13 protein-coding genes are annotated in these 17660 nt (G+C 70.5%); 4 read left to right on the top strand and 9 right to left on the bottom strand.

Features of this window, described 5'->3' with window-relative positions:
- Positions 1–26 precede the first annotated feature (26 nt).
- The 4 genes from CES90_RS29790 to CES90_RS29775 all read right to left on the bottom strand — a co-directional run bounded on the left by CES90_RS29790 (position 27) and on the right by CES90_RS29775 (position 4122).
- Complete coding sequence (locus tag CES90_RS29790) at positions 27–1193, bottom strand: thiolase domain-containing protein (RefSeq protein ID WP_189786932.1); 1167 nt, start codon at positions 1191–1193, stop codon at positions 27–29.
- Positions 1190–2239, bottom strand: a complete 1050-nt coding sequence (locus CES90_RS29785; RefSeq protein WP_189786931.1) for a thiolase domain-containing protein — start codon at positions 2237–2239, stop codon at positions 1190–1192. Before CES90_RS29785 ends, CES90_RS29790 begins: the two co-directional genes overlap by 4 nt.
- Positions 2236–3183, bottom strand: coding sequence for a Zn-ribbon domain-containing OB-fold protein (locus CES90_RS29780; RefSeq protein WP_189786930.1), 948 nt, complete (start codon positions 3181–3183; stop codon positions 2236–2238). Before CES90_RS29780 ends, CES90_RS29785 begins: the two co-directional genes overlap by 4 nt.
- Before the next feature lie 135 nt (positions 3184–3318).
- Positions 3319–4122: a crotonase/enoyl-CoA hydratase family protein gene (locus tag CES90_RS29775; protein WP_189786929.1), complete on the bottom strand. Its 804-nt coding sequence runs from the start codon at positions 4120–4122 to the stop codon at positions 3319–3321.
- A gap of 176 nt (positions 4123–4298) precedes the next feature.
- Between CES90_RS29775 and CES90_RS29770 the strand changes: the two genes are divergently transcribed.
- Positions 4299–5918, top strand: a complete 1620-nt coding sequence (locus CES90_RS29770) for an acyl-CoA synthetase (RefSeq protein ID WP_189786928.1) — start codon at positions 4299–4301, stop codon at positions 5916–5918.
- 132 nt (positions 5919–6050) lie between these two features.
- On the opposite strand, the gene CES90_RS29765 is transcribed toward CES90_RS29770, so the two are convergent.
- Positions 6051–7550 carry an acyl-CoA synthetase gene (locus tag CES90_RS29765; protein WP_189786927.1) on the bottom strand — a complete coding sequence of 500 codons (1500 nt, stop codon included), beginning with the start codon at positions 7548–7550 and terminating at the stop codon, positions 6051–6053.
- A 228-nt stretch (positions 7551–7778) separates the two neighbouring features.
- Between CES90_RS29765 and CES90_RS29760 the strand changes: the two genes are divergently transcribed.
- Both CES90_RS29760 and CES90_RS29755 read left to right on the top strand, forming a co-directional pair.
- Positions 7779–10190, top strand: a complete 2412-nt coding sequence (locus tag CES90_RS29760; RefSeq protein WP_189786926.1) for a penicillin acylase family protein — start codon at positions 7779–7781, stop codon at positions 10188–10190.
- A 79-nt stretch (positions 10191–10269) separates the two neighbouring features.
- Entirely contained in the window at positions 10270–11082 is an 813-nt protein-coding gene (locus CES90_RS29755) for an SAM-dependent methyltransferase (protein WP_229914295.1), read from the top strand.
- Between the two features lie 21 nt (positions 11083–11103).
- Here the strand turns inward: CES90_RS29755 and CES90_RS29750 are convergent, their stop codons facing one another.
- Entirely contained in the window at positions 11104–12684 is a 1581-nt protein-coding gene (locus CES90_RS29750) for an acyl-CoA synthetase (protein WP_189786924.1), read from the bottom strand.
- Positions 12681–13793, bottom strand: a complete 1113-nt coding sequence (locus tag CES90_RS29745) for an NAD(P)H-dependent flavin oxidoreductase (protein ID WP_189786923.1) — start codon at positions 13791–13793, stop codon at positions 12681–12683. Before CES90_RS29745 ends, CES90_RS29750 begins: the two co-directional genes overlap by 4 nt.
- Before the next feature lie 237 nt (positions 13794–14030).
- Here CES90_RS29745 and CES90_RS29740 point away from each other — a divergent pair, with 237 nt between their 5' ends.
- On the top strand, positions 14031–15782 hold the full coding sequence (locus CES90_RS29740; protein ID WP_189786922.1) for a serine hydrolase domain-containing protein: 1752 nt from the start codon (positions 14031–14033) through the stop codon (positions 15780–15782).
- A 39-nt stretch (positions 15783–15821) separates the two neighbouring features.
- On the opposite strand, the gene CES90_RS29735 is transcribed toward CES90_RS29740, so the two are convergent.
- Both CES90_RS29735 and CES90_RS29730 read right to left on the bottom strand, forming a co-directional pair.
- Positions 15822–16013, bottom strand: a complete 192-nt coding sequence (locus CES90_RS29735) for a DUF2795 domain-containing protein (protein ID WP_189786921.1) — start codon at positions 16011–16013, stop codon at positions 15822–15824.
- A 23-nt stretch (positions 16014–16036) separates the two neighbouring features.
- A complete protein-coding gene (locus CES90_RS29730) occupies positions 16037–17659 on the bottom strand; it encodes a phytoene desaturase family protein (protein ID WP_229914294.1) in 1623 nt (540 codons plus the stop codon).
- Between the last annotated feature and the right edge of the window lies 1 nt (position 17660).

Raw genomic sequence — 17660 nt, 5'->3', positions numbered from 1 at the left:
GCCGACAGGCCATGTGACGGGGAGGTTCAGGAGCTTGGCGGCTCGGCCCCGACGAGCCACATCGAGAAGAACTGCGATCCGCCGCCGTAGGCGTGTCCGAGCACCCGGCGGGCGCCTTCCACCTGGTGTTCTCCCGCCTGGCCGCGCACCTGGAGCGCGGCTTCGGCGAAGCGGATCATGCCGGAGGCCCCAATGGGGTTGGTGGACAGCACTCCGCCGGACATGTCGACCGGAAGATCCCCGTCCAGCTCGGTGACACCGGACTCGGTGAGTTTCCAGCCCTCTCCTTCGGCGGCGAAGCCGAGGTTTTCCAGCCACATCGGCTCGTACCAGGAGAACGGCACGTACATCTCGACCGCGTCGATCTCGCGGCGCGGGTCCGTGATGCCCGCCTGGCGGTAGACGTCCGCGGCACAGTCCCGGCCCGCGCGCGGCGACACGCTGTCCTTGCCCGCGAACAGCGTCGGCTCACTGCGCATCGCCCCGCCGTGCATCCACGCGGCAGACCGGGGCGCACGGGCCGCCCCCGCCCGGTCGGTGAGGACCATCGCGACCGCCCCGTCGGAGGACGGGCAGGTCTCCGAGTAACGGATCGGATCCCACAGCATGGGCGAGGCCTGGACCTTCTCCAGCGTGATGTCGTGCTCGTGGAGGTGCGCGTAGGGGTTCTTCAGCGCGTTGCGGCGGTTCTTGTACGCCACCAGGGAGCCGACGGTGTCGGGGGCGCCGCTGCGCCGCATGTACGCCCGTACGTGCGGGGCGAAGAAGCCGCCCGCGCCGGCCAGCAGCGGCTGCTGGAACGGGATCGGCAGGGACAGGCCCCACATGGCGTTCGACTCGGACTGTTTCTCGAAGGCGAGGGTCAGCACGGTGCCGTGCACCCGGGCCGCGACGAGACTCGCCGCGACCAGCGCGGTCGATCCGCCGACCGAGCCCGCCGTGTGCACCCGCATCATCGGCTTGCCCACCGCGCCGAGCGCGTCGGCGAGGTACAGCTCGGGCATCATCACGCCCTCGAAGAAGTCGGGCGCCTTGCCGATGACGACGGCCTCGATGTCGGCCCACGTCAACTCGGCGTCTTCCAACGCCCGTTGAGCGGCCTCACGGACGAGCCCGGCGATCGACACGTCCCGCCGGGCCGCGACGTGCTTGGTCTGGCCGACGCCTACGACGGCCACGGGCTCCTTGCTCATCGCGGATCCCCTTCGAGTACGGCGACCAGGTTCTGTTGCAGACAGGGCCCGGAGGTGGCGTGGGCGAGGGCCCGGTCGGACTCGCCCCGGTGGATGCGTGCGGCCGCCTCACCGAGCCGGATGAGCCCGGCGGCCATGACCGGGTTGGCGGCCAGGGCGCCGCCCGACGGGTTGACGTCCACGTCGTCGTCCAGCCGCAGCACCTCGCGCAGGATGACCTCCTGGGAGCTGAACGGCGCGTGCAACTCGGCGGTGTCCACGGGTCGTTCGAAGACTCCGGCCCGCTCGGCGGCGAGCCGGGTCGACGGCGAGTCGGTCAGATCGCGTACGCCGATGCCGTGCGCCTCGATGCGGTGGTCGATGCCCCGGATCCACGCGGGCCGTGCGCACAGCTCCCGGGCCCGCTCCCCCGCCGCGAGCACCACGGCGGCCGCGCCATCACCGATGGGCGGGCAGTCCCCGGTACGCAGCGGTCGTACGAGGTAATCCCCCTGTGGCGCTGATCCCCTCAGCTGTGCATGGGAGTTGGAGGCGGCCGCCGTACGGCTCCGCGCCCCGACCGCCGCGAGCGCCGGCTCGTCCGTGCGGCCCGCGTCGATGAGCGCCTGGGCCTGAAGGGCGGCGAGGGCGACGGAGTCGGGCCACAGCGGAGCCAGGTAGTACGGGTCGAGCTGCCGGGTCAGCACGTCCCGGACCGATCCGGGCGAGGACTTGCCGTACGAGTACACGAGCGCGGTGTCGGCGTCCCCGGTCCGGAGCTTCACCCACGCCTCGTACAGCGCCCAGGCCCCGTCCATCTCGACGTGCGACTCGGAGATCGGCGGCCAGGCGCCCACACCGTCGAGGGCGAGGGTGAAGGAGAAGGCGCGACCGGCGAGGTAGTCGCTCGACCCGGAGCAGGTGAAGTCGATGTCGGACGTCTTGAGCCCGGTCCGGTCCAGGACCTCGTGCAGTACCGGCATCAGCATCTCCACCTCGGAGAGCTCCTCGCTGGTGCGGCGGTGGTCGGTCTGGGCGAAGGCGACGACGGCGATCTCCCGGTTCACGTCAGCTCCTTGTACGTGTCGTACTCGGCGTCCGGTTCCCCGGTGGGCCGGTAGTGGTCGGGGTAGCGGGCACCTTCCGTCCACACCGGTTCGACGCGCAGCCCCATGCGGACCTGGTCGTAGGGGATGCCCGCGATACGGCCGTGCAGGGCGAGGTCGGCACCGTCGAGGGCGATGTGCCCGTAGACGTACGGGACTTCGATGTCGAGGTTCTTCGCTTTGATGTTGACGATGCAGAACGTGGTGACCGTCCCGCGCGGCCCGACCTCCACCTGCTCGGCGGTGGCCACCCCACAGGTCGGGCAGGCGCCACGAGGCGGGATGTACACCTTCCGGCAGGCCGGACAGCGTTCACCGACGGCCCGGCGCTCGGCGAGGGCGTTGATGTATCCGGTCTGCGCGCGGCCCGGCGAGTAGGTGTAGTCGAGCCGGGCGGGAGCGACGATGCCGGAGATCGGATCGTCGAACTCCCCGTTGTGGCCGACCGGTTCCGCTTCGGCGGCCTCTCCGTCGTACGGCTCGAAGCAGGCGATGTCCGTGATGGCGCCGGAGCGTTCCTCCGCCCAGCGGACGCGGACACGCATACCGGTGCGTACGGCGTCGGGGCCCGAGGCATCGAGGACGTGCAGAAGGCCGGTGTCGGCACCGTCCAACTTCACCAGCACCCAGGCGAACGGGGTGGCGAGCGGCTGTCCCCGGCGGGGGGCGTGGTTCCAGGCCCAGGTGGTGACCGTGCCGGTCGGGGCGACCTCGACGAGCTCACGGATCTCCTCGGCGGTGACGGGGTCGTACTCGACGGGCGGGACGAGGATCCGCCCGTCACCGGCACGGACACCGAGGACGACGCGCTCGCGCAGCCCGGTGAGGAACGCGCTCTGGACGGGGCCGAGGGAACGGGTGAAGGGAAACTCGACGACGAGGGGCGCTTTGAGGGTTGCGGACATTGGGGCTCGCCTCCTTGAGATGGGGGCGCCAGGCGCCCTACTCAGGGGCGCGGGGCTGTATCGATATGCGGCTCCGCCGCGTGGGCGCGACCAGCCACAGACGACCCGCAGCTGAAACACGACCCACTCCATGGCTTACGAACGCTTGTAAAAAGGCGGCCGCTTCTCGGCAAACGCCCGAGCCCCCTCCTTCGCGTCATCCGTGTCAAAAATCGGCCAACCCCGCTTCAACTCTGCGGCCAACCCATCCGCCTCACTCATCTCCGCGGTCTCGTACACCGACGCCTTCACCGCTTCAACGGCCAGCGGCCCACACGCATTGATCTGCTCGGCAATCTCCAACGCCTTGGGCAGGGCGGTGCCGTCGGGCACGACATGCCCGATCAGCCCAACCCCCGCGGCCTCATGCGCCGCGTACGGCCGCCCCGTGAGCAGCATCTCCAGCGCATGCGTACGCGGGATCTGGCGCTGAAGCCGGACCGTGGAACCGCCGATCGGGAACAGCCCCCGGCGCACCTCGAAGAGCCCGAACGTGGCCGACTCGCCCGCGACCCGGATGTCGGTGCCCTGGAGAATCTCCGTGCCGCCCGCGACGCAGTACCCCTCGACCGCGGCGATCACCGGCTTGCGCGGCCGGTGGTGGCGAAGCATCGCTTTCCAGTGCAGGTCGGGGTCGGCCTTGAGACGGTCGCGGTACTCCTGGCCGACCATCCCCTTGTCGCCGGCCAGCGCCTTGAGGTCCATCCCGGCGCAGAAGGCACCCCCGGCCCCGGTGAGGACGATCGAGCGGACCGCGTCGTCCTCGTCGGCCTCGACCCAGCCGTCGTAGAGGCCGACGAGCATCGGCAGCGAGAGTGCGTTCTTGGCCTCGGGCCGGTTGAGTGTGAGCACCAGGGTGGCGCCTTCGCGCCGCACGGTGAGGTGTTCCGTACCAACCATCGTCATCCTCCAGTCTCCGGAACGAGAACAGGTTGCAGGAGGCGAGGTGCCAGGACAAGAGTTTTCTGACAGACAGTCAGATTTCTTGTGCGCGAACCCTTCACACCTGCGGCGCCCTTTGCTCTGATGACCGCCAAGCGACGAATGCGAGGCACGCCCGGGTCAGGAGGAGTGCGGTGGAGTACAACCTTGCGGACCTGTTCGAGTCGGTCGTGGACGTGGTCCCGGAGCGTGCGGCGCTCGTGTACCTCGACATCCCAGGGACGGGCGCGGAACGCCGGCTGACCTATGCCGAGTTGGACGCGGAGGCGAACCGCGTCGGCCACCATCTGCTCGACAGCGGGCTCCAGCCCGGTGACCATGTCGGCCTGCATCTCTACAACTGCGTGGAGTACCTCCAGACGGCGCTGGGCTGCCTCAAGGCGCGACTCGTACCGGTCAATGTCAACTACCGCTACGTGGAAGAGGAGTTGGTCTACCTCTACCGGGACGCGGATCTGGTGGGGCTCGTCTTCGACGCGGAGTTCACCGGGCGGGTGGCGGCGGCGCTGCCGAGGACGGAGAAGCTGCGGCAGCTGCTACGGGTGGGCGCACCGCCGGTGGACGCCCCGGAGCTGAAGGGGGTCACCGACTTCGCGGAGATCTCCCGGAACACCGAGCGGGGTTTCCCGGCGCGCTCGGCGGACGACCAGTTCATCATCTACACCGGCGGCACGACGGGCATGCCCAAGGGTGTGATGTGGCGTCAGGAGGACTTGTTCTTCTCGGGGTTGGGGGGCGGTGCCCCGACCGGGGAGCCGGTGAAGGCGCCGGAGGAGCTGGCCCAGCGGGTCGCCACCGGCGGGGACGGGATCACGTTCTTCCCCACCGCTCCGCTGATGCACGGCACGTCCACGCTCACGGCGTTCATCGGCTTCAACTTCGGCCAACGGGTTGTGATCCACCGTAAGTTCGTGGCCGAGGAGGCGCTGCGGACGATCGAGAGGGAGAAGGTCACCAGTGTGTCCCTGGTGGGCGACGCGATGCTGCGGCCGCTCATCGACGCGCTGAACGGCCCGATGAAGGGTACGGACTGCTCGTCGCTGTTCAGTGTGTCGTCGTCCGGCGCGATCATGTCGGAGACGGTCCGGCAGCAGTTCCAGGCCCTGGTGCCGAACGCGATGCTCCTCAACAACTTCGGCTCCTCGGAGTCCGGTTTCAACGGCACGGCGACACAGGACGCGGGCGCGGGCGACGGCTTCCGGATCCGCGTCCACTCCGGTACGCAGGTCGTGGACCCGGCCACGTACGAGCCCGTCCCCGTCGGTGCACCGGGCCGGGTCGCCCAGCGCGGCCATGTCCCGCTCGGCTACTACAACGACCCGGAGAAAACGGCCGAGACCTTCTTCGAGAAGAACGGCGAGCGCTGGGTGCTCCTCGGCGACATGGCGACCGTCGACGAGGAGGGCGTCGTCACGGTTCTCGGCCGGGGCTCGCAGTGCATCAACACCGGCGGCGAGAAGGTGTACCCCGAGGAGGTCGAGCAGGCCCTCAAGGCCCACCCCGACGTGTACGACGCGCTGGTCGCGGGGGTACCGGACCCGAAGTGGGGCAGCCATGTCGCGGCCGTGGTGCAGCTGCGCGAGGGCGCGGCCCGCCCGAGCCTGGAGGACATCCAGACCCACTGCCGCACCCGCCTCGCCGGCTACAAGATCCCCCGCCAGCTCGTCCTCACCGACACCATCCAGCGCTCCCCCAGCGGCAAGGCGGACTACCGCTGGGCACGGTCGGTGGCGGTCGCGGCGGACGTCCCCTGACCGCGGCGAGTTCGGACCGGGGATCGGGCCGGCGGGGCCGCCGCCGATCAGCAGGACGGGCATCGTGAGGCGTGGAGTCCGCGGGCGCCGTCGGTCCTCGTCACTGTGCCGAGGACAGAGCGGCTGCCGGAGTCAGGCCTCCGCGAACCGGTCCCGCAGCTCCCGCTTCAGGATCTTGCCGCTCGCGTTGCGCGGGAGTTCGTCCACGAAGAGGACCTTCTTCGGCGCCTTGAAGTGGGTGAGGTTCTCGCGGGCGTGGGTGATCAGTTCGGCCTCGGTGACTTCGCCGCGGGGGACGACGACGGCGGTCACCGCCTCGATCCACTTCTCGTCGGGCAGGCCGATCACGGCGACCTCGGCGACCCTGCCGTGGGTGTAGAGGGCGTCCTCGACCTGGCGGGAGGCGATGAGGACGCCACCGGAGTTGATGACGTCCTTGACGCGGTCGACGATGGTGAAGAAGCCGTGGGCGTCGCGTACGGCGAGGTCGCCGGAGTGGAACCAGCCGTCGCGGAAGGCCTCGGCGGTCTCCTCGGGCTTCTCCCAGTAGCCCTCGCAGAGTTGCGGGGACTGGTAGACGATCTCGCCGGGCGTGCCGTCGGGTACGTCCTCGCCCTTCTCGTCGACGACTTTGGCCTCCACGAACATGACGGGTCGTCCGCAGGAATCCATGCGGCCCTTGTGCTCGTGGGGGCCGAGGACCATGGACAGGGGGCCGATCTCGCTCTGGCCGAAGCAGTTGTGGAAGGCGAGCTTCGGCAGGCGTTCCCTGAGCCGCTCCAGGACGGGTACCGGCATGATCGACGCCCCGTAGTACGCCTTGCGCAGACCGCTGAGGTCCCGGGTCTCGAAGTCGGGGCGGTTGGACAGCGCGATCCACACGGTGGGCGGGGCGAAGAGGCTGTCCGCGTCGCCCGCCTCGATCAGGTCGAGGATCCGGTCGCCGTCGGGGGCGTCGAGGATGGTGTTGGTGGCACCGACCGCGAGGTACGGCACCAGGAAGACGTGCATCTGTGCCGAGTGGTAGAGCGGAAGGGAGTGCACGGGCCGGTCGCCGGCCGAGAGGTCCAGGGCGGAGATCGCGCTGAGGTACTCGTGCACCAGCGCGCGGTGCGTCATCATCGCGCCCTTGGGGAGCGCGGTAGTGCCTGAGGTGTAGAGGAGTTGGACGAGGTCCTCGGCCCTGGGCTCCTCGCCGTCGTACGGCTCCGTGGTGGCGAGTCGGGCGAGCAGTGAGTCGTCGGCGTCCCGGAGCGGGAGGGTGCGCAGGCCCTCGGGGAGGTTGCCGGCGAGGTCGGGGTCGGTCAGGACCAGGGTGCTGCCGGACTGGTCGAGGATGTACGACAGGTCGTCGCCCGTGAGGTTCTGGTTGACCGGGACGTGCACCAGGCCGGCGCGGGCGCAGGCCAGGAAGGCGATCAGGTAGGCGTCCGAGTTGTGGCCGTAGGCGCCGACCCTGTCGCCGGGTCGCAGGCCGGTGTCGCGCAGGGCGCGGGCGGCGCGGGAGACGGCGTCCTCCAACTCGGCGTAGGTCCAGGAGCGTTCACCGTAGTGGATCGCGACGCGGGCGGGGGTCCGCCGTGCGCTGCGCCGCAGACTTCCGTCGACCGTCACACTGCGGCCAGCCGTCATGATCAGCCCTTTCGTCCATCGGTCCCGGCGTGATCCTCGTTCCGCCGCTCGACCAGGGTCAAGCGCACCGCGCACATGACCGGAATCCGGTGCGCATGGCGCGAACGTGCTCAACTTCGGCCCCCGGGGAGCGAGTCAGTCAGAGTGAAGATCAACGCACACATGGACTACGCACAAACGCCCTGACGGGCTCAACCGTCACTTCCCTCGATGATGTCGGGAGGCACCATGCGTACCCGCCTGAGACAGCTCGTCGTCTCGGCCGTAGCCCTGTTCACCGCCTCGACCGTGCTGCCGTCGGCCACCGCCGCGGACGGCGACCGAGCCAGTGGACAACACCCGTCCCACGGTGGTCTGTCCGCCGTGATCCGGTACACCGAGTACGGCATTCCGCATATCGTCGCGAAGGACTACGCGAACCTCGGTTTCGGCGCCGGCTGGGCGCAGGCGGCCGACCAGGTGTGTGTGCTCGCCGACGGGTTCGTGACGCTGCGCGGGGAACGCTCCCGCTGGTTCGGCGCCGAGGGCATCACCGATTTCTCCCTGTCGTCGGCGCGCGGCAACCTCAGCAGCGACCTGTACTTCCGTGGCGTCCGGGAGACCCGCACGGTGGAGAAGCTGCTCGCCGAGCCCGCTCCCGTGGGCCCGAGCCGGAAGGCCCGGGAGATGATGCGCGGCTGGGCGGCGGGCTACAACGCCTGGCTGAAGCAGAACCAGATCACCGACCCCGCTTGCAAGGACGCCTCCTGGGTCACGCCGGTCACCGAACTCGATGTGGCCGCCCGTGGCCTCGCCATCGCCGCGATCGCCGGTGAAGGGCGTTTCGTGGACGCGATCACGACCGCGCAGCCGCCGACCGGGGTCACCGGCTCCGGCTCGCCCGCCTCGCGCGCCGCCGACGCGACGGCCGTCACCGGAGCGGCGGACGACCTGTGGGGCACCGGCGACATGGGTTCGAACGCGGTCGCCTTCCGCGGTGACACGACCGCCAACGGGCGAGGACTGCTGCTCGGCAACCCGCACTACCCGTGGCAGGGCGGGCGCCGCTTCTGGCAGTCGCAGCAGACGATCCCCGGCCGGCTCGACGTCTCCGGCGGTTCCCTGCTCGGCACGCCCGCGATCTCCATAGGCTTCAACTCCCATGTGGCGTGGAGCCACACCGTCTCCACCGGCGTCCCGGCCAACTTCCACCAGCTGACCCTGGATCCGGCCGACCCGACGGCCTACCTGGTCGACGGCAAGCCGGAGAAGATGACCAAGCGGACCGTGACCGTCGCGGTCAAGGACGGCGCCCCGGTGACCCGCACCCAGTGGCGGACCCGCTACGGTCCGGTGGTCAACGCGCTGGGCGCGCAGGCCCCGCTGCCGTGGACCACCACGACGGCGTACGCCCTCCACGACCCCAACGCCACGAATCTGCGCTTCGCCGACACCTCCCTCGGCTTCGGAGAGGCGCGGAGCACGGACGACGTCCTCGACTCCCTCGCCGAGCATCAGGGCGTCCCCTGGGTGAACACCCTCGCCGCCGACCGTGCGGGGCACACCCTCTTCACCCAGTCGCAGGTGCTGCCCCGGATCACCGACGAACTGGCGGAACGCTGCTCGACGGCGCTCGGCAGGACCACGTATCCGGCGTCCGGTGTCGCGGTCCTCGACGGCTCACGCGGCGACTGCGCCCTCGGCCGTGACACGGACGCCGTGCGGCCGGGCATCTTCGGCCCCGCCCGGATGCCGAAGCTCAAGGACACCCCGTACGTGGAGAACTCCAACGAATCGGCGTGGCTGGCCAACGCCGAGTCGCCGATCACCGGCTACGAGCGGATCTTCGGCACGTACGGCACCCAGGCCGGGTTGCGCACCCGAGGCGGGCTCAAGGACGTGGCGGCGATGGCCGAGCGGGGCGATCTGACCGTACGGGACCTGCAGGGGCAGCAGTTCGCGAACCGGGTGCCGGCGGGTGATCTCGCGGCCGAGGACGTGGCCCGGGCGTGCGCCGCGCTGCCCGGCGGTACCGCGACGGGCAGCGACGGCAAGGCCGTCGACGTCTCGGATGCCTGCGGGGTGATCGGGGCCTGGGACCGCGCCATGGACACCGACAGTCGGGGTGCGCTTCTGTTCGACCGGTTCTGGCGGAAGCTGCCGTCCTCGCCGCAGCTGTGGAAGGTGCCGTTCTCGGCGGCGGACCCGGTCCGCACCCCGAACACGTTCAACCCGGAGGTACCGGGTTTCGCCACGGCTCTCGCCGACACGGTGACGGAACTGCGGGCCGCGGGCATTCCGCTGGACGCGAAGCTCGGCGACCACCAGTTCGTGGTCCGCGGCGGCGAGCGCGTCCCGATACCGGGTGGCGCGGGAAGGCTCGGTGTGTGGAACGTGATCGAGCCGACGTGGAACGCGGCAAGCGGCGGCTACACCGAGGTGCCGTTCGGCTCCAGCCACCTCCAGGCGGTCGGCTGGGACGACAGCCGCTGCCCGGTGGCCCGGACGCTGCTGACGTACTCGCAGTCCTCGAACCCGAACTCGCCGCACTATCGCGACCAGACGCGGCTGTTCTCGGAGGAGCAATGGGTGACGTCCCGCTTCTGTGAGCAGGACATCCTCAACTCGCCCCGGCTGAGGGTGATCCGTGTGAGTGAATGAGCCAAGGATGTGGTGCCGTCCCGGGCGGGGCGGCACCATGCCAGTGGCACACAACCGTTCCTCACAAGGAGGCCACTCGGTGGCGCAGGACTCGTTGACCCCGGAGACGGATTGGATCGGCAGGATCGACACATCGGTCCCGCACTCGGCCCGTATCTGGAACTACTGGCTGGGCGGCAAGGACAACTACCCGGTCGACCACGAGGCGGGCGACGCGTTCCGCGCGGTGTTCCCCGGGGTCACCGACCTGGCCCGTGACTCCCGGGCCTTCCTCGGCAGGGCGGTCCGATTCCTCGCCGGTGAGGCCGGGATACGTCAGTTCCTCGACATCGGCACCGGACTGCCGACCGCCGACAACACGCACGAGATCGCCCAGCGGGTGGCCCCCGACGCGCGGATCGTCTACGTCGACAACGACCCGCTGGTGCTGACCCACGCGCGGGCCCTGCTCACGAGCACGCCCGAGGGCGCGACCGACTACATCGACTCCGATCTGCACGACCCGGAGACCGTGCTGCGGGAGGCGGCGCGGACCCTGGACCTCACCCGGCCGGTCGCGCTGACGATGATGCAGGTCAGCGGGCACATCGCCGACTACGACGAGGCGCTGGCCATCGTCGGCACGCTCATGTCGGCTTTCCCCTCGGGGAGTTACTTCGCGTTCAACGACAGCGTGGACACGAACAAGGCCAACGCCGAGGCCACACGCCAGTACAACGAGAGCGGCGCGGTCCCCTACCACCTGCGGAGCCCGGAGCAACTCGCCGGATTCTTCACCGGGTTGGAGCTGCTGGAGCCAGGGGTCGTCCCGCTGAACGACTGGCGGCCCGACCCGTCGTCAGGGACGTCGGGCGAGGTGATCGCAGTGGGCGGGGTCGCGCGCAAGCCGTGAGGCCCGCCCGCGACCCGGTCGTCACACGCTCTGCTGCCGGCCTTCCCAGTACGGTTCGCGCAGCCTCCGCTTGTAGAGCTTGCCGTTCGGGTCGCGGGGCATCGCCTCGGTGAAGTCGACGCTCTTCGGGCGTTTGTACCCGGCGAGTTCGCGGGCGCAGTGGGCGAGGATCTCCTCGGCCAGCGCCGGACCCGGCGTGAATCCGGGGGCCGGTTCGACCACGGCCTTGACCTCCTCGCCCCAGTCGTCGTGCGGGATGCCGAAGGCTGCGGCATCGGCGACAGCGGGGTGGGTGAGGAGGGCGGCCTCGATCTCGGCCGGGTAGATGTTGACCCCGCCGGAGATGATGAGGTCGATCTTGCGGTCGCGGAGGAAGAGGTAGCCGTCCTCGTCGAGATAGCCGAGGTCGCCGACGGTGAAGAAGTCGCCGATGCGGTTCTTCTTCGTCTTGCCCTCGTCCTTGTGGTACGAGAAGCCGCCGGTGCTCATCTTCAGGTACACGGTGCCGAGTTCACCGGGCGGCAGCCGGCTGCCGTCGTCATCGAAGACGGCGAGTTCGCTGATGGGCCAGGCCTTGCCGACCGTGCCGGGCTTCTTCAGCCAGTCCTCGGCGGTGGCGAAGGCGCCGCCGCCCTCGCTGGCCGCGTAGTACTCCTCGACGCTGTTGCCCCACCACTCGATCATGGCCCGTTTCACATGGTCCGGGCAGGGGGCGGCGCCATGGATGGCGTGCCGCATGGACGACACGTCGTAGCGGGCGCGTACGTCCTCGGGGAGCGCCAGCAGCCGGTGGAACTGCGTGGGGACCATATGGGTGTGGGTGCAGCGGCGGGTGTCGATGAGACGGAGCATCTCCTCGGGCGTCCACTTGTCCATCAGGACGAGCTTGTGCCCGATGTGCAGGGACGCGGCCGCGAACTGCAGCACCGCCGTGTGATACAGCGGCGAGCACACCAGGTGCACATTGTCGTCGTACGGCTTGATGCCGAAGATGCCGAGGAAGCCGCCGAGGTAGGACTCCTCGGGAAGCTTGCCGGGCAGCGGGCGGCGGATGCCCCGGGGGCGGCCGGTGGTGCCCGAGGTGTAGTTCATGACCCAGCCGAGGGTGCGGTCCTCGGGCGCCGACTCGGGCTGTCCGGCGAGGAGTTCGGCGTACGGGCGGAAGCCGTCGACCGCGCCGACCGCGTACCGGTGGGTCGCGGGCAGCTTCGCCTCGTCGGCGGCGTGCCGGGCGGCCTCGGCGAACCGCTCGTGCGCGATCAGCACCTTGGCGCCCGAGTCCGAGACGATCCAGGCGATCTCGGGGCCCACGAGGTGGTGGTTGACGGGCACGAGGTAGAGGCCGGCCTGGGTGGCGGCCAGGTGCGCCGTGAAGAACTCCACGCCGTTCGGCAGGACGACCGCGAAGGCGTCGCCGCGTTCGAGTCCGGCCGCGCGCAGTCCGTGCACCAGCCGGTTGGCCTCGGCGTGCAGGCGCCCGGCGGTCCACTCCTCGCCGTCGGGCGCGACGAGCACCGTACGGTCGGGGTCGGCGGTGGCCTGGGCCCAGAACCCTTGCGGGGCCTGCGCTTGGGGGGCTTGCCGCTGAGGGGCTTGGCTCACTGTTCCTCGCTCCTTCCGGCGATCCGGTTGACGCGGTCCACGGCCTTCTCGAAGCCGCGGGTGAGGTCGTCGAAGACGGCCTGGACGCTGCGTTCGCTGTTCATCCGGCCGACGATCTGCCCGACCGGCGTGCCGAGCAGCGGCTCCACCTCGTACTTCTGGATGCGGGAGACCGCCTCCGCGACGAGCAGGCCCTGGAGGGGCATGGGGAGCGCGCCGGGGCCCTGCGGGTCGTCCCAGGCGTCGGTCCATTCGGTACGGAGCTGGCGTGCGGGTTTGCCGGTGAGGGCGCGGGAGCGGACGGTGTCGCCGGAGCCGGCGGCGAGCAGCTTCTCGATGAGTTTCGGTGAGGGCAGTTCGGCCTCGGTGGTGGTCAGCCACAGCGAGCCGAGCCAGACACCCTGGGCGCCGAGGGCGAAGGCGGCGGCCACCTGCTGTCCGCTGCCGATGCCGCCGGCGGCGAGCACGGGCAACGGGTCGACGGCTTCGACGACTTCGGGCGTCAGCACCATCGAGGCGATCTCTCCGGTGTGGCCGCCGGCCTCGTACCCCTGGGCGACGACGATGTCGATGCCCGCGTCGGCGTGCTTGCGGGCGTGCCGGGCGCTGCCCGCGAGGGCCGCTACGAGCACGTCCTGTTCGTGGGCGCGGTCGATGACGTCGGCGGGTGGGGAGCCGAGGGCGTTGGCGAGCAGCTTGATCGGGTAGTCGAAGGCGACGTCGAGTTGGGTGCGGGCGACCTGTTCCATCCAGCCGGTGATCCGCCAGCCGGAGGCCTCGCCCTCGGCGAGTTCGGGCACGCCGTGTTTGGCGAGGGTGTCCTTGACGAACTGCCGGTGCCCCTCGGGGATCATCGCCTCCACGTCGGCCTCCGTCACGCCCTCGACCTTCTTGGCCGGCATGACGACGTCCAGACCGTACGGCTTGCCGTCGACGTGGGCCTCGATCCAGTCCAGGTCGCGTTTGAGGTCGTCGGGGGCCGTATAGCGGACCGCGCCGAGCACCCCGAAGCCGCCGGCCCGGCTGATGGCCGCGGCGACGGCGGGGAACGGCGTGAAACCGAAGACGGCGTGCTCGACGCCCAGGTCGTTGCTCAGCTGCGTCTGCATGGTGCGCAGGATGCCTCAGTCCTCCGGACGATGGAAGGGTTTTCTGATGCCTCGTCAGATTTCGTTTCGGGTCGCCCAATGGGGAGGGGTGATGGGTTCGTTGGCGGGTGCGGGTTCGTTGTGGCTTGTCGCGCAGTTCCCCGCGCCCCTTGGGGGGCGCAATGCTTGGTCTGGGTCGCATGTGGCGCGAAGGGAGGTCTCGTTGTGAGCGAAGGTGCCGGGGGTTCGACGGCTGGGATGAGTCGTCGTCAGCTTGGCAGGCGCGTGTTGGCGGTCGGTGGTGGGCTCGCTGTGCTGCCCTTTCCCGCCGGGCCGGTCGCCGCTTCCTCCGTCGGAGGTGGTCGCCCGACCCTGCGTCATGGTTCTCCCGAGCGGGCCGGGCTACTCGCCGAGCATCTGGACCGGCTCGTCGCCGACGCCGAAGCCTTTCTCGGGCCCTCCCCCACGCACCCCTGGTACGCCGGTGCCGTATTGCTCGCCGGGCGGGGCGGGACCGTCGCGTTGCACCAGCCGATCGGGATGGCCGTCCGGTACTCGGCGTACGACGAGAAGGCGGATGCAGGGGTGCAGTTCCCGGCGGAGCAACAGATCCCCATGGCCGAGGACACCGTGTTCGATCTGGCCTCGGTGTCGAAGCTGTTCACCTCGATTCTTGCCGTGCAGCAGATCGAGCGGGGGGCGTTGGAGCTCGAGGGGAAGGTCAGCGCGTATCTGCCGGAGTTCGGGGGCGCGGGCAAGCAGGACATCACCGTTCGTCAGCTCCTCACCCACACCTCGGGATTCCGCGCCTGGATCCCGCTGTACAAGGAGCCGACGCACGAAGGGAAGTTGCGGCTCATCTGGGACGAGGTGCCGCTGAATCCGCCGGGGACGAAGTATCTGTACTCGGATCTGAATCTGATCTCGTTGCAGCTGGTGCTTGAGGAGATCACCGGTCTCGGATTGGATCGGCTGCTCCGAAACGAGATCACTGCTCCACTCGGGATGCACCGCACTCGGTTCAATCCGCCGGCCTCGTGGAAGTCGCGGATCGCGGCGACCGAGGACGCCCGCGCGCCCTGGTCGGGGCTCGATCGGGGGCTGGTGTGGGGGGAGGTGCACGACGAGAACGCCTTCTCGCTCGGCGGGGTCGCGGGGCACGCCGGGGTCTTCTCCTCGGCGTGGGATCTGGCCGTCCTCGGGCGGACGCTGCTCAACGGCGGCGCGTACGGCAGGGCCCGCATCCTGGAGCCCGAGTCGGTGGAGCTGATGTTCACCGACTTCAACACCGCGTTCCCCGGCGACGAGCACGGGCTGGGCTTCGAGCTCTACCAGCACTGGTACATGGGCGCGATGGCCACGCCGCGCACCGCCGGTCACACCGGCTTCACCGGCACCTCGCTCGTCCTCGACCCGACGACCGACTCCTTCCTCGTCGTGCTCGGCAACTCCGTGCATCCAGTGCGCAGTTGGCGGTCCGGGTCGGCGCCCCGGGTCACCGCCGCGAACAATCTCGCCCGGGCCGTCCCCGTACGCCCCGCCCGAAGCCGCACGGCCTGGTTCTCCGGCATGGCGACCGCCACGACGGCCACGCTCGCCCTGCCGTCGCTCGACACGGTCGGCGACGGCCCTCGGCTGCGCTGCGCCCTGTGGTGGGACACCGAGCCCCGGGCCGACGCCCTCTTCCTGGAGACATCCACGGACGACAGCGCCTCCTGGCAGCCGGTCCCGTTCACGACCGTACGTGCGGGTGAGGACCCCCGGCACCATCCGGCCGGCACGGTCACCGGCTGGTCGGACCGGGTCTGGCACCGGCTCACCGCACGGCTGCCCCGGGCGGCCGGGACCGTCGTGCGCTGGCGCTACGCGACCGACCGGCTGTACGTGGGCCGGGGCGCGTACGTCGACGGGCTGCGGGTCGAGATGGGGGGCGGTGTCCTCTTCGACGACAAGCGCCCGGCGGACGCCGGACGCATCGACGCGGTGGGCTGGACCGCGTCGGCCACATGACCGACGCGGTCCTGGTCCGTTCCTGGTCGTGGGGGGCCGCTACTCGTTGAACACGGCCTTCTGGACCTCGTTCGGGCCGTCGAAGCGGTCCCTCTTGAGCCCGTTGAGGCGGCTCACGACCTTGTCATCGGCGTGGTTCTCGCGGGCACGCTCGACGAGGTGCTTCTTGTCCGTCGGGTACTCCATGCCTTTGAGTGCCTTCTGCAGGTCGGTGGGGCTGAGCTCGGCCATACGAGCCTCCCTCGACGGCCGGCTCAGGACGAATGTCCCAGGCCTCCCAGTACCGCCATCGCCGCGTTGTGGCCGGGTACGCCGCTCACCCCGCCGCCGCGGACCGCGCCCGCACCGCACAGCAGGACGTTCGCGTGGCGGGTCTCGACGCCCCAGCGGCCGGTGCCCTCCTGGGCGTACGGCCAGGCGAGGTCGCGGTGGAAGATGTTGCCGCCGGGGAGGCCGAGATCGCGTTCGAGGTCGAGGGGGGTCTTGGCCTCGATGCAGGGGCGGCCCTCGGCGTCGGTGGCCAGGCAGCCGGTGAGGGGCTCGGCGAGATGGGCGTCCAGTTGGGCGAGGGTCGCCTTCAGGAGTTCCTCGCGTACGGCGTCGTTGTCGGCCTCGAAGAGCCGCGCGGGGGTGTGCAGGCCGAACAGGGTGAGCGTCTGGTAGCCCTGGTCGACCAGGTCGGGGCCGAGGATGGTCGGGTCGGTGAGGGAGTGGCAGTAGATCTCGGAGGGCGGTGCGTCGGGGAGCGCGCCGGCGGCGGCCTGGGCGTAGGAGGCGGCCAGTTGGTCGTATCCCTCGGCGATGTGGAACGTCCCGGAGAAGGCCTCGTGCGGGTCGACGGACTCGTCACGGAGCCTCGGGAGCCGGGTGAGCAGCATGTTCACCTTCAGCTGTGCGCCCTCGGCGGGGGCGGGCGGCTCGTCGCCCATCAGGGCCGCCAGCTCCTGGGGCGAGGCGTTGACCAGCACATGCCGGGCGGCGACCGCGCCCTCCATGTCCGTCGTGCGGTAGGTGACCTCGGCGGACCGTCCGTCGGTGGCGATCCTCCGCACCTCGTGGCCGGTGGCGATCACCGCGCCGGCGTCGCGTGCGGCCCTGGCGAGCGCGTCCGTGAGGGCGCCCATCCCGCCGACGGGTACGTCCCAGGCTCCGGTGCCGCCGCCGATCACGTGGTACAGGAAGCAGCGGTTCTGCCGGAGGGAGGGGTCGTGGGCGTCCGCGAAGGTGCCGATCAGGGCGTCGGTGAGGACGACTCCGCGTACCAGGTCGTCGGTGAAGGTCGACTCGACGGCCGCGCCGATCGGCTCCTCGAAGAGGGTCCGCCAGGCCGCCTCGTCGTCGATCCGCCGGCGCAGTTCGTCCCGGGTGGGCAGGGGCTCGGTGAGCGTCGGGAACACCCGTTCGGCGACATGGCCGGTCATCCCGTAGAAGCGCTGCCAGGCCTCGTACTCGCGATCCGAACCGGTCAGTCGTGCGAACGCCTCCCGGGTGCGCCGCTCGCCGCCGCCGACAAGGAGGCCGGTCGGCCGTCCGTCGCGTTCGACGGGGGTGTACGAGGAGATCGTGCGGCCTCGGACGCGGAAGTCGAGGTCCAGATCCCGCACGATCTTCCGGGGCAGCAGGCTGACCAGGTACGAGTAACGGGACAGTCGGGCGTCGACGCCGGCGAACGGCCGGGTGGACACGGCGGCGCCGCCGGTGTGGCCCAGCCGCTCCAGGACCAGCACGGAGCGCCCGGCCCGGGCGAGGTAGGCGGCGGCGACGAGGCCGTTGTGGCCGCCGCCGACGATCACGGCGTCGTACGAGTCGCGCGACCGGCGTGCGGGGCGGCCGGGCTGTGCCGCGGGGGTGGGGACGGGTGCGGGGGTGGCAGGCATG

Source organism: Streptomyces capitiformicae, from assembly GCF_002214185.1.
GTDB lineage: Bacteria > Actinomycetota > Actinomycetes > Streptomycetales > Streptomycetaceae > Streptomyces > Streptomyces capitiformicae.
The sequence above is the reverse complement of the archived record's forward strand: the minus strand, read 5'-3'. Positions and strand labels throughout refer to the sequence as shown.